The following is a 12,832-nucleotide window of genomic DNA, read 5'->3' as shown; positions in this document are numbered from 1 at the left end:
TCGGTGGTGCCTTGCCACCTCCGGTGCGTACTTCCCAAAAGCCCTTCAGAAAGCGACGGACCCTGACGAGGGCCGTCGCGGAGAGGTGTGTCTGGATGCGGCACGCGCTGGTCCTCGGCGGCGGAGGCGTGGCCGGCATCGCCTGGGAGATCGGCCTGCTGGTCGGTCTCGCTGAGGCGGGCGTCGACGTCACCGACGCCGATCTCGTCGTCGGCACCTCGGCGGGCTCCGCCGTGGGAACGATGATCAGCAGTGGCGCGGACCTCGACCTGCTTTACTCCCGGCAGATCGCTCCCGCCGACCCGACCGCCGAACCGACGGTGAATTTCGACTACAGCGAGCTCATGTCAACCCTGGCCCAGGTCACCGCGGGCTCGCGTGGCGCACGCGACGCCCGGGCCCGGATCGGCGCCTACGCGCTCGCGGCCGAGGTCCCCTCGGAGGAGGACCGCTGGCAGATCATCGCCGGGCGGCTGCCCGTCCGCGAATGGCCGCGGCAGCGCCTGGTGGTGACGGCGGTGGACGCCGAGACGGGTGACTGGGTGGCCTTCGACCGCGACTCGGGCGTCCATCTGGTCGACGCGGTCGCGGCCAGTTCCGCGCTGCCCGGGGTGTTTCCACCGGTGACCGTGGATCACCGCCGGTACGTGGACGGCGGTATGCGCTCCGTGATCAACGCCGATCTCGCGGAGGGCCACGAACGGGTACTGATCATCGCACCCATTCTGGGCATGGGCATACCGACCGAGGTACGGCGACTCGAACGCGCGGGCAGCCGGGTCCTTGTCGTGGCCGCGGACGAGGCGTCGCGGGCCGCCTTCGGCCCGAACATCCTCGATCCCGCGATCCGCGCCGCGTCCGCGCGGGCGGGGCGGAACCAGGCCGCCGCGGTCACGGACAGCGTCCGCGACCTGTGGAAGGACTGATCCGGCCGGACCCGCGGGTCTGACCGGGCCGACCTGACCGACCGAACCGCTCACCACAGATCCGGCAGGACCACGTACGACAGGTCCGCGCACCGGCGCCGGCGGGCCGCCGAGCCCGCCGGCGCCGGCCTGGGTGGGAACCCGCCGGCGCCGGCCGCCGCCGGCCTCAGATGTCCGCGGCGGCGGGGACGACCCGCTCGCCCAGCACCCGCACCGGCTCGACGTCCCAGATGTCGGCCACGCCGCCGATGGCCACCGAGATGCCGAGCTCGGCCAGCTCCCCGAGCTCGTCGAGGATGCGCCCGACGTTCTCACCCGACTTGCCCGGGTCGAAGCGGTAGTAACAGGTCTTGATGATCTCGTCGTAGTCGCGGCCCTCGGCGTCGCAGTGCCGGCGCAGGACGTCGAGCTTGTGCGGCAGCTCGGGGCCGGAGAAGAGGTTGCAGGCCTGCCCGTACTTCGCGACCAGGCGCAGCGTCTTCTTCTCCCCACCCCCGCCGATCATGATCGGCGGGTGCGGCCGGGTGAGCGTGGCCGGCGAGTTGAGCGGCCGGGCGAGCTGGTAGTGCTTGCCCGTCCAGGGGCTCTCGTCGTCCGACCACATCCGCAGACAGATCTGCAGGGCCTCCTCGAGGCGCTCGAAACGCTCGGCGACCGGGGGGAACGGGATGCCGAGCCCGACGGACTCCTGCTCGTTCCACGCAGCGCCGATGCCGAGCATCGCCCGGCCGCCGGAGAGCACGTCGAGGGTACTGATGATCTTCGCGAGGATTCCGGGCTCCCGGTAGACGGTTCCGGTCACCAGGGTCAGCAGGGTCGCCCGGCGGGTGTGCGCCGCCAGGAAGCCCAGGGTGGTGTACGCCTCGAGCATGTCGTTCTCGGGCGGGCCCACCATCTCGATCTGGAAGAAGTGGTCCATCACCGCCAGGTAGTCGAAGCCGGCCTCGTCGACCTCACGGGCTACCTCGGCGAGCGCGCGGCCCAGGTCGGCAGGCCCCTCGGGCCTGGTGAAGTCGGGAATCTGTACACCGAGTCGCACGTCTTTTTCCCCTCCGGGAGCTCACCGCGGGCCGCGTCGCCCGCGACCATGTCCAGTGGACGTCCGCCCCGACGGGCGACGTCCCGCATCGGCGGGACGGCCCGGGCCGGCGGGCATGACACATTCGCGTCGCCACCGTCCCCGGCATCAAACCCCACCCGCCCGCACAGGCATTCCCCACCGGGCCTGCCACGCGGCGACGCGGCGTGCCACGGTCACGGGCGGGTGGCGCCGCGGCCGCCATCGGGCCATCCACGGCCTATGGCCCACAGCGACAGGAACGGTGGCGCACACAACACCTACCCAGGCACCCGGCCACGGACCACCACCCGTCGCCACCTGCCAAAGCCCATGTATGAGAATTCCTCTCATGTCCGGGCTTGTCAGTCGTCGCGCCGGTCACGGCCAGTTCCGGCGACGCGGCCCCGTCCGGTCCCGGTGGCGGGGTGCCCGGAACCGCCGTAGCCTTTTCTTTCGGGCGGATCGTTCCTACGGCGCGCCCGGGGGTGCCACGGCCCGTGCCCCGGCGCCCCGTGGTGCCAGCGGCTCACCCGCCGCGGGCGCGGTCCCGCCACCACCGGGCCGGGCCCGGCCCGGGTGTGTCGTGCACGCCCGCGCGCCGACCGCGTCCCTCGACAGCGGCCGGGCCATCTCGGTCCCACCGCTGCTACCGCGATGCCCGCCCGGGCATGGGCGCGCCCGTGCGCGCGCCGTCAGCCGGGCCAGGGCGCCAAGGTGGGGAGGAGACCTCTCCTGTACTCGACGCCACCTGGTCCAGTCCCACATTCGACACCAGCTGGTCCAGCCGCCCGTCACCACCGGGCACGGCGCTCCGGTCACCGCCGTGCGCGGCGGGTCGGTTCCCGGCCGGCCGGCCCGGTATCGACGAGGTGACGCTTGACGATCTCGCCGCCGGCGCCACGCAGGTTCCGCCTGATCCGCCTGGCGCAGATGCTGCTGCTGCTCGCGGCCGTGCTCTTCGTCGCGGTCACGATCACCGGGACGCGGGGAAGCGAACCGGCCGTCGTCATGCTGCGGTCCTTCGTCACGCTCGTGTCGGGGCTGCTGTGCATCCTGCGCGCCGTCCTGCTGCGTGGGGAGCGGCTGCCCTGGGCGTTGTTCGGCGCGGGCATCATCAGCTACGGCACGGCCAGCGTCTACTTCAGCCTCGCGGTCGGCGGCCCGTCCGACGGGACGACGGTCGGGGTGTCGGCGGCGGACGTCGGCTGGCTTCTCTTCTATCCGGCCTGCTACGTCGCGGTCATCCTGCTGCTGCGCCAGCGGGTGCTGCGGTTCCACGCCAGCGTGTGGCTCGACGCGCTGGTCGGCGTGCTCGGGGTGGCCGCGCTCAGCAGCGGCATCGGCGCCCGCCTGACCACCCACGGCCCCGGGGACGTCTCCTCCCTCGTGGTGGGCCTGGTGTACCCGCTCGCCGACCTGCTCCTCGTCCTGCTGGTGGTCACCGTCTTCGGGCTGCTGCGCTGGCATCCCGGCCGGGTGTGGTGGCTGCTCGGCGGCGGTCTCGTCGGCTTCGCCCTCGCCGACTCGTGCGTGTTCGTGCTCATCGCGGACGGCGACTACGCGCCGGGCGGCCTGCTCGACATCGTCTGGGTGCTCTCCCTGCTGGCCCCGGCGTTCGCCGCCTGGCAGCGCCAGCCCTGGCGCAGGCCCGCGCGGATGTCCGGCTGGAGTGTGATCGCGGTCCCGCTGGTGCTGACGGTCGTCGCCCTGGCCCTGCTGGTCATCGGGTCCATGATGGATCTTCCGCCGCTCACCGTGGCGCTGGCGGCGGTGACGGTCCTCACCGCGCTGGCCCGGGCGGCGATGACCTTCGTCGAGGTCCAGCAGCTCGCCGAGAGCAAGGTGCTGGCCCGCACCGACGACCTCACCGGCCTGACGAACCGGCGCGGGTTCATCGAGCGCCTGTCCACCCTTGAGGGGAACATCGCCGACGGGGACTCGTTCGCGCTGCTCCTGCTCGACCTCGACCGGTTCAAGGAGATCAACGACTCGCTCGGCCACCATGTGGGCGACGCGCTGCTCGTCGAGGTCGGGTCCCGCATCGCGGGGGCGCTGCGGCCCGGCGACCTGCACGCCCGGCTCGGCGGGGACGAGTTCGCCGTCCTGTTGGAGCATGCCGACGCCGACACCGCCCGGCGGGTGGCCGACCGCGTCCTGGTGGCGCTGTCCGGCGCCTTCGAGGTCGGCGGGATGACCCTGCACGTCGGCGCGAGCATCGGCGCGGCGCTCTACCCGGACCACGCCGCCGACGCGCAGACCCTGTTGCAGCGGGCCGACGTCGCCATGTACGGCGCGAAGTCCGGCCGGACCGGGGTGGAGTACTACCGCCCCGGCGCCGAGGTGAACACGCTGCTGCGACTGGACATGATCGAGTCGCTGCGCGCCGCGCTCGGCACCGGTCAGCTCGAGGTCCACTACCAGATCAAGGTCGAGCTCGACTCGGGCCGGTCGCACGGCGTCGAGGCCCTCGTGCGCTGGCGCCATCCCACCCGGGGCCTGCTGACACCCGAGTCGTTCGTACCGCTGGCCGAGCAGGCGGGCCTGATGCGGATGCTCACGATCGAGGTGCTCGAGACCTCGCTCGCCCAGTGCCGGCGGTGGCGCGACGCCGGCCTGGAGGTCGCCGTGGCGGTGAACCTCTCCGCCTCCGACCTGCTCGACCGCGCGTTCCCCGACCAGGTGCGCGGGCTGCTCGCCCAGTACGGGCTGCTGCCGTCCGCGCTCGAGCTGGAGATCACCGAGACGACGCTGATGCTGGACCGGGTGCGCACCGCGGCGGTGCTCGGTGAGCTGCGCGAGCTCGGCGTGCAGATCGCGGTCGACGACTACGGCACGGGCTACTCCTCACTGGCGTACCTCCAGGAGCTTCCGGTCGACATGCTGAAAATGGACAAGTCATTCGTGACGAGGCTCGAGGACGGATCCGGGCTGCGCCGCGCGAAGGCGGAGGCGATCGTCCGGTCGACGGTCGGGCTCGCGCACGCCCTCGGCCTGCGGATCGTGGTCGAAGGTGTGGAGAGCGCGAACGCGTTAGGGAAGCTGCGGAACTACGGCTGCGACGTCGCCCAGGGCTACTTCCTCGGGCGCCCCCAGCCCGCGGACGAGGTCACGGCGATGCTGTCGTCCCCCGTGGTCCGGGCGGCGGTCGACGCGGCCGCCACCGAGACGACGACGCGGACCACGGCGGCAGCGGCGGGAGTGGCGGAAGCGCTGACAGCGGCGGAACTGACAGCGGCGGAGGCGGCGGCGGTGGCCCACGGGGAGGGTGAGGCGGTCGCGCAGGCGGAGGCGGTCGCGCAGGCGGAGGCGGTCGCGCAGGCGGAGGCGGCGGCCGCGGCTGAGGTCGCGGCCAGGATCGCGGCCGAGATCGACGGTCACGATGACGGCGGCACCGACGCACGAACCCCCGCGGGCCAGCTGTGGGGCTGACCCCGCCGCTACCCGAACCGCCGCGGTCGGGCTGGGATCATCCCCTGCTCGAGCCCTATCTGGAGCGGGCGGCCGGCTACGGACCGGTGGCGGCCGGCGGCGGGCTCACGCCCCCGGCACTGATCGGTGCCTACCGCCGCGGGGCCTTCCCCTGGCCGGCGGACGATCCCGCCGAGGCGGCCGAGCTGCGCGGAGCGCTGCGCGCCGCCGCGACGCGCGGCGTCATCCCGCTCATCGCCCAGATACCCGAACTCGCGGCCGCCGGTGGCGGGTCCGGGGGGTCCGTCGCCGGCGGCGACGGACCGGGTGACGACGTGGACCCGCCCTGGTGGTGCCCGGACCCGCGGACCGTCCTCGCCCCGGGCGAGATGCGAATCCGCCGCTCCCTCGTCATCCGGATGCGCAACAGCACCTGGACCAGCACCCTCAACGAGTGCTTCGTGGACGTCGTCCGGGCCTGCCGCCGCGACGGGCCGCACCAGTGGATCACCGAGGAGCTGATCGAGGGCTACGCCCGGCTCCACGCCCTCGGCTGGGCGCACAGCATCGAGATCTGGGACGGCGACGCGCTCGTCGGCGGGATGTACGGCGTCCAGGTCGGGCGGGTCTTCATGGGCGAGTCCATGTTCCACCGGGCCTCGGACGCCTCGAAGGTCGCGCTGGTCGACTTCCTCGACCGTTTCGGCCGGGCCGGCGGCACGCTGCTGGACGTCCAGCTGACGACGACGCACCTGACGACGCTCGGCGCCCGCGAGCTGCCCCGCGCGGAGTTCCTCGCGACGCTGCGGGCCGTCCGGGACGACGAGGCCCGGATGGAGCGCGACCGGCTGCCCGTCTCCCGCCTGGCACCGGCGCGCAAGCCCGGGCCTGCCGAGACCCGCCCGCCGAGACCGAGACGCCCACCGGCGCCGCGGGACTCCTAGACCTTGCGCAGGAGCATGGCGAGGTTCCAGGTGACGACCTCGCGAGCGCCGGGGACGCGCAGGACGACCTTCGCCCAGTCCGGCAGGTAGCGCGGCATCGCGTCGACGACGACCACGTCGGAACGCTGGCGGGCCCAGGCGAGGGTGCCGGCGACGGAGACCGGGAACAGCGTCTGGCCGAAGCGGTTCTTCGGCGGGCGGCCCTGCCGCTTCTCGAACCGGTCGGCGGCGCGGTCACCACCGAGGTAGTGCCACGGCGCCGTCTCGTGCCCGCCCCACGGCGAGAGCCAGTTGGTGTAGCTGAGGAAGATCAGCCCACCGGGGCGGGTGACCCGCACCAGCTCCGAGCACATCCGCCACGGGTCGGGGACGTGCTCGAGCACGTTCGAGCTGTAGCAGAGGTCGATCGAGTCGCTCCGGAACGGCAGCTCGAGCGCGCTCCCGCGGATCCGGCCGGGCACATCGAGACCACCGGCCTCCATCTCGGAGACGTCGGGCTCGACCCAGTAGTACCTGGCGCCCGCGTCGAGGAACGCGGACCGGAAGTAACCGGGGCCACCGCCGACGTCCAGCACCAGCTGACCGGACAGCGTCGTGTACCGGCGGAGCTGGCGGACGGAGTCGGCCGCGATGAGCGAGTAGAAGCCGGCCGGGTCGACCGGTTCCTTGCGGTGCGCGCGGAACAGCGTGACCGACCGGGAGAGGCCGAAGCCGGAGTACGGCAGGTCGCGCACGACGGGCCGGTCTGACGACGCCGGAGTGCTCGGCTTCGACGTGTTCGGAGCTGGCGTGCTCGAAGCCGGCGCACTCGACGTCGGGGGGCTCGAGGCGGACGCGGTCTCGGACATGCCGGGGACGATAACACTGTGCCCGCACCGGGTTGTCCGCCCGTGGCGGCACCGGGTGGACAACCCGGTGCCGCCGGCCCCGGCCGGCCCGGCCGGCGGCCTTCCACCGCCACCGGGCCCCGGCCGGTCCGCGCCCGGCCGGCCCGCGGCGGCCGGGGAAATCTCCGCCATCGGTGGAAAAAGCCCCTTCCGCGAGCTAATGTGCAGACACAGATCTTCGCCGTGCGTCACGATCTTCGCAATACGATTTACGGCGTACCGGGCGGCACTCCGTCGTTTCTTTCGTTTTCCGTGACCCGGAGAGAACGTTTCCGGAGATCCTGAAAGGCCGGTGACGGCGATGGCGCCGATGCCCGCATTCTCGACCTGCGACCGGAAGTAGAAGGCCGGTGTCGCAGACCTCGGAATCCCTGCCCCCGCCCGCCGAACCGGTCCGCCGGCCAATGACCGATGTCCCGGCACCACCGACCACAGTCCGGACGACATCGATCACGACACCGCTCCCACCGCAACCGCTCCCACCGCGGCCGGCCTCCCCGCAGCCGCTCCCCGCGCAGCCGAACCCCACGCAGCCAAGCTCTCCGCACCTGCCCAGGCCCGTACCCGGCGCCGGCATCCGCCACGTCCTGGCCCGGCCCTACGGCGTCATGGCGGAGATGGACCACATGCGCCGCCAGTCTCCGTTCTACGACTCGCGGGTGGACGAGATCGACGGCCGGCGCATTCGCATCGGCGACCGCTGGCTGATCGATTTCGCGTCGTGCAACTATCTGGGATTCGATCTCGACCGCGAGATCATCGAATCCGTTCCGGAGTATCTGGATCTCTGGGGAACCCACCCGAGCTGGTCACGCATCATCGCTAATCCACGACTGTTCGTGGAGATCGAGGAGACCCTGGCGGATCTCCTCGGCGCGCCGGACACCCTGCTACTCCCGACTATCAGCCATATCCACCTGTCGGTACTGCCCGCACTTGTCGGCCAGGGCACCCTGTTCGTCGAGCTGCATGCGCACAGCTCGGTACACGACGGCGCCACGATGGCATTGGGTCGCGGCGCCACCGTCCGGCGTTTCCGGGAGGACCGGCTCGACCGGCTGGAGCGCCGGCTGCGGGCCTGCACCGCCTATCCCCGGGTCGTGGCGATCGACGGGGTGAACAGCATGACGGGCAACGGCCCCCCGCTGGCCGAGCTGCTCGAGCTGGTCCGAAAGTACGAGGCCGTCCTGTACGTCGACGACGCCCACGGCTTCGGGGTGATCGGCGAACGCGCGCCCGACGAGCCCACGCCGTACGGCCTGCGCGGCAACGGGATCGTGCGGCACCTGGGGCAGAGCTACGACGACCTGATCCTGGTCGGCGGGTTCTCGAAGTCCTACTCCTCGCTGCTCGCGTTCGCGACGTGCCCGACCGAGCTCAAGGACTTCCTGAAGACGATGGCCAACCCGTACATCTTCTCCGGCCCACCCCCGGTCGCCTCGCTGGCGACCGCGCAGGTCGGACTGCGGGTGAACGCCGAGCGGGGCGAGCGGGCGCGGGTGGCCCTGTACGGCCTCACCGCCCGCCTGCTGACGGGGATCCGCGCGCTCGGGCTGACCACGCTGAACACCTCCGGCTACCCGATCATCGAGATCCCGCTGACCGACCCGGCGCGGGCCGACGCGCTCGGCGCGTTCCTCTACGAGCGCGGGATCTACGTGACCGTGGCGCCGTTCCCGCTGGTGCCCCGGGAGCAGGTCGGGGTGCGCATCCAGGTGACCGCGGCCAACACCGAGGCCGAGATCGACACCCTCCTGGACGTCCTCGGCGCGGCGGCGCGGCGTTTCCCCCTCGCCCGGATCGACTAGCCACCTCGCATCAGGCCACCGTCACATCAGGCGGAGCTGCCGCCCGGTCGCCCGGCGGCGCGCGGCGGCGGGCGTGGCGCGCGTGCGCTTGTCGAGATGACGCCCGTCGATGGCGGCGAGGAACGCCGACGGGCCGGTGTCGGCCAGGTCGCCGCCGCGCCGGCGCCGGGCGGCATGGGTGAGGACGAGTTGGCGGCGGGCCCGGGTCATGCCGACGAAGAACAGCCGCCGTTCCTCCGCCTCGGCGTCGGCCGACGGGCTCGACCCACCCCAGCGCAGCGGCAGCAGGCCGTCCTCGCAGCCGACGATGATGACGAGGTCGAACTCCAGGCCCTTGGACGCGTGCAGCGTGAGCAGGGAGATCCGGTCCGCCCGCGGGTCGAGCCCGTCGACCTCCGTCGCCAGGGTCACCGCGGTGAGGAACGCGTCGAGATCATCCCCGGCCACGGCGGCCGCGGGGGCGAGCAGCTCCGCGGCGCGCCGGATCTCCGCCTCGCTCGGCGGCCGTCCCGCGGGGGCCGCGCCGGGCTGGGTGGCGACACCGGACCCGGCGGCGGCCTCGGGCTGGTCCCCGAGACCGGCGAGCTCGGTGCCGGCGGTCGCCGCCAGGTCGGCGAGCCGCGCGGCCGCGTCCCGCAGCAGCGCGGTGACCGTGCGGGGCACGGTGTCCCGGCGCTCGCGCAGCTGGGCGAGCACCGCGGCGACGGCCGGGACGTCCGCGAGCGGCGTGTGGGCGTGCTGACGGAACGGGAACCCCCGGCGCACCAGCGCGTCCATCACCGGCTCGGCCTGGCGCGCCGTCCGGTAGAGCACCGCGATGTCGGCGAACGACAGCCGGCCCCGCTCCGAGCCGTCCACGCCCGAGTCGAGCGAGTGGAACGAGGTTCCGCCGAGGGCCTGTTCGATCAGGTCGGCCACGGCGATGGCCTCCTCCGCCTCGCTCGCGCACTGGCGGACGACGACCGGTCCGTCCTCGTCCAGGCCGGTCACCGCGCGCAGCTCGCGGTCGGGCACGAAGGTGGTGGGGGCGATGGCGTCCAGCGCGGCGCCGACGATGGTCGGCGTCGAGCGGTAGTTACGGGTGAGCGAGACCTCCCGGGCGCCCGGACGGTCCTGCCCGAAGCGCAGGAAGAAGCCGACCTCGGCGCCCCGGAAGCTGTAGATCGCCTGGTCGGGGTCGCCGATCGCGCACAGGTCGGCCGCGGGCGGGCAGAGCTCGCGCAGCAGGCCGTACTGCACCTCGTCGATGTCCTGGAACTCGTCGACCCAGACGTGCCGCCAGCGCCGCTGGTACTCGGCCGCCAGGTCCGGGTTCGACCGCAGCAGCCCCAGCGGCAGCGTGAGCAGGTCGTCGAGGTCGACCATGTTCCGATCCCGTAGCGCGGCGTCGTAGCGGGCGAGCACCCCGGCGAGCGGGTGCTCCCGGTGGGGACGCCCCAGCGCGCGCTGCCGTTTGAGCTCGGCCAGCTCGACCGCGGCCCGGCGCCGCGCCTGCGGGCTGTCGGCGCCGTGCATCGCCTCGTCGATCAGCTCCGCACGGACGGCGTCGTCGGCCACCCGCACCCGCGGCGCACGCGCGAGCGCCACGTGCCGTTCCCGGATGATCAGCAGGCCGAGGCCGTGGAACGTCGTCGCCAGCACGCCGGCACCGGGCCGCCCCGTGTCCTCCGGTGCCTCGGCGGCGGCCCCACCGCTCGTGGACGCCGCCTCCGTCGCCGTGCCGTCCGTGGGCATGCGCTCAGCGCGCGTCCCGGCCGGGCCCGGCGCGAGCAGGACGTCGAGCCGTTCGCGCAGCTCGCCGGCAGCGCGGCGGGTGAACGTCACCGCCAGGCACTGCTCCGCGGGCACAGCGAGCTCACGCACCCGGTGCGCGATGGCGTGCACGAGCGTGCGGGTCTTCCCGGTGCCGGGGCCGGCGAGGACCAGCATCGGCCCGCCGACGTGCTCGGCCGCGCGCCGCTGGTCGGGATCAAGCCCGTCGAGCACCGATGGTGGGCCGCCACTCTCCACCGCGGCATCGCCCGGGAACAGTTCGCCGGCTTCGGTGACTCGGGCGGCTTCGGCAATCCTGGTGGCTTCAGTGGCTTCAGCTGCCTTGCCGGCCTCGGTTGCTCCAGTGGCCTTGCCGGCTTCGGGGACCTCGGTGACCTCGGTGGCGCCGGGGGCGAGCGCGGTACCGCTCCGGCCGGGACCGCGTCCCCGGCGGGTGCCGGCCGGCGGCGTCGGCACGGGGCCGGGAGTGTCGAGGTCGAACAGCGTGCCGGCGTCGGCGGTGAGCTCGCCGGGCTGGAAGAGCCGGATCACGCCGTACTCGCCGTCGAAACCGGCCTGGCGGATCACCTCGCCCCGGCGCAGGCGTCCGATGCCCTCGACCAGCGTCGACGAGCCCACCTCGGCGATCGCGTCCAGCGGGACGTCCGAGAGGATGCCGAGCTCGGGTCCGAGCCGGGAGACGAGCGTGCTGACCTGCGTCGCCACCGACTTGCTCTTCGGCCCCACCCCGAGGATCTCGCCGACGATCTCGGGCAGCGCCACCAGCGAGGTGACGTCACCTGCCGTGTTTGGACGGTGCACCTCCGTGCGGTCGGCGAGCGTGTCCACCCGATTGAGAACACCCACCGTGAGCGAACGATGACACTCGGGGCAGATGCCGTTGACCGCGCGGGTCTGCTCGGGCGTCAGCGCCACCCCGCACTTGCGGTGGCCGTCGTGGTGGTACTTCCCCTCCTCGGGAAAGAACTCGACGGTGCCGTCGAACCCGTCACCGGTGCGCAGCGCACTGAGGATCGAGAAGTAGTCGGGCTCGCAGGTGAACGCGGTAGCCTCCCGACCGAGCATCGGCGGGGAGTGCGCGTCGGAGTTGCTGACCAGCCGGTAGCGGTCCAGCCCGGAGATCCGCCAGAACATCTCCGGGTCCGCCGAGAGACCCGTCTCCAGGGCGAAGACGTGCTCGGCGAGGTCGACGTAGCAGTCCTCGACGGCGTCGAACCCCGATTTCGAGCCCAGCACGGCGAACCACGGCGTCCACACGTGCGCGGGGATCAGGTAACAGCCCTCGCCTGCGCCGAGCGTGATCTCGAGCAGATCGCGGGAGTCCAGGCCGAGGATCGGCCGTCCGTCTGCGGAGAGATTGCCGATTCGGGCCAGTGCGGACGTGATCCGACCGGCCGATTCGCGATCGGGCGCGTAGAGGAGGTGATGAACCTTCCTTGTACGGTCGCCTCGCTTGTAGATGGTGGAGATCTCCGTGGAGATCATGAATCGGGTCGCGGTGCGGCACGACGCGGGCAGCGTCGCGAGCACGTCGCGCTCCAGGTCGGGACGCAGCCGGAACAGTCCCGGCTCCGCCGGCACCAGCTTGGTCGCGAGCTCCTGCGACCAGGCCGGATGGGTGAAGTCGCCGGTCCCGACGACGCGGATGCCTTTTCGGGCCGCCCACCACGCCAGATGCTCCAGGTCGCAGTCGCGGCTACAGGCCCGCGAGTACCTGGAGTGCACGTGGGTGTCGGCAAAGAACCGTGACCTCACGGATGCGTATGTTGTCGCATCCGGGCCCCGGGGCCGGCACGGCGCGCCGGTGAGCACGCCGGATCCCGCGAACGGCGCGAACGGGCGGCCCGGGCGGGGCATGTCGATCCGGGTTGCCGCGGTTACGGGGCCATCGCCCCGGGTCGCCGCACCCCCTGAGCCAACTGTGCATGCGGATGAGCATCGATATCCGCGGGTCGCGACCGCGTCGTCCGCATTCGTCCGGGAGGCTGGCAAGAGTCCGGTACCGGGCGTGCCGGTCCTGGAACGC

At 72.8% G+C, this 12,832-nt stretch carries 7 protein-coding genes; 4 read left to right on the top strand and 3 right to left on the bottom strand.

The genetic code is table 11. The annotated features are described in order from the left end of the window. Positions 1–95 precede the first annotated feature (95 nt). Positions 96–926, top strand: a complete 831-nt coding sequence (locus B056_RS0113035; RefSeq protein ID WP_018502309.1) for a patatin-like phospholipase family protein — start codon at positions 96–98, stop codon at positions 924–926. Between the two features lie 166 nt (positions 927–1,092). Here the strand turns inward: B056_RS0113035 and B056_RS0113030 are convergent, their stop codons facing one another. Continuing rightward, positions 1,093–1,965 carry an LLM class F420-dependent oxidoreductase gene (locus B056_RS0113030; RefSeq protein ID WP_018502308.1) on the bottom strand — a complete coding sequence of 291 codons (873 nt, stop codon included), beginning with the start codon at positions 1,963–1,965 and terminating at the stop codon, positions 1,093–1,095. An 897-nt stretch (positions 1,966–2,862) separates the two neighbouring features. Between B056_RS0113030 and B056_RS0113025 the strand changes: the two genes are divergently transcribed. Together B056_RS0113025 and aat are read left to right on the top strand one after the other, a co-directional pair. Beyond that, entirely contained in the window at positions 2,863–5,415 is a 2,553-nt protein-coding gene (locus tag B056_RS0113025; protein WP_018502307.1) for a putative bifunctional diguanylate cyclase/phosphodiesterase, read from the top strand. Next, the gene (aat, locus tag B056_RS0113020; protein WP_018502306.1) at positions 5,406–6,338 is read left to right on the top strand and encodes a leucyl/phenylalanyl-tRNA--protein transferase; all 933 of its coding nucleotides are present in this window, start codon (positions 5,406–5,408) and stop codon (positions 6,336–6,338) included. Before B056_RS0113025 ends, aat begins: the two co-directional genes overlap by 10 nt. Here aat and B056_RS0113015 read toward each other — a convergent pair. Beyond that, positions 6,335–7,072 (bottom strand): class I SAM-dependent methyltransferase, encoded by a 738-nt coding sequence (locus B056_RS0113015; protein WP_018502305.1) that lies wholly within the window; start codon positions 7,070–7,072, stop codon positions 6,335–6,337. The two genes, aat and B056_RS0113015, sit on opposite strands and share 4 nt — an antisense overlap. A 761-nt stretch (positions 7,073–7,833) precedes the next feature. Between B056_RS0113015 and B056_RS36325 the strand changes: the two genes are divergently transcribed. After that, on the top strand, positions 7,834–9,033 hold the full coding sequence (locus B056_RS36325; protein WP_018502304.1) for an aminotransferase class I/II-fold pyridoxal phosphate-dependent enzyme: 1,200 nt from the start codon (positions 7,834–7,836) through the stop codon (positions 9,031–9,033). A gap of 21 nt (positions 9,034–9,054) precedes the next feature. On the opposite strand, the gene B056_RS0113005 is transcribed toward B056_RS36325, so the two are convergent. Continuing rightward, positions 9,055–12,561, bottom strand: a complete 3,507-nt coding sequence (locus B056_RS0113005; RefSeq protein ID WP_026239653.1) for a UvrD-helicase domain-containing protein — start codon at positions 12,559–12,561, stop codon at positions 9,055–9,057. Positions 12,562–12,832: the final 271 nt, after the last annotated feature.

Origin of the sequence: Parafrankia discariae (genome assembly GCF_000373365.1) — a bacterium.
GTDB classification, from domain to species: domain Bacteria; phylum Actinomycetota; class Actinomycetes; order Frankiales; family Frankiaceae; genus Parafrankia; species Parafrankia discariae.
This window is presented reverse-complemented; position numbering and strand designations above follow the sequence as displayed.

Excerpts from the sequence above, each read along its gene's own strand:
- B056_RS36325 (WP_018502304.1), top strand. The coding sequence starts at position 7,834 with ATGGCGGAGATGGACCACATGCGCCGCCAGTCTCCGTTCTACGACTCG.
- B056_RS0113035 (WP_018502309.1), top strand. The coding sequence starts at position 96 with ATGCGGCACGCGCTGGTCCTCGGCGGCGGAGGCGTGGCCGGCATCGCC.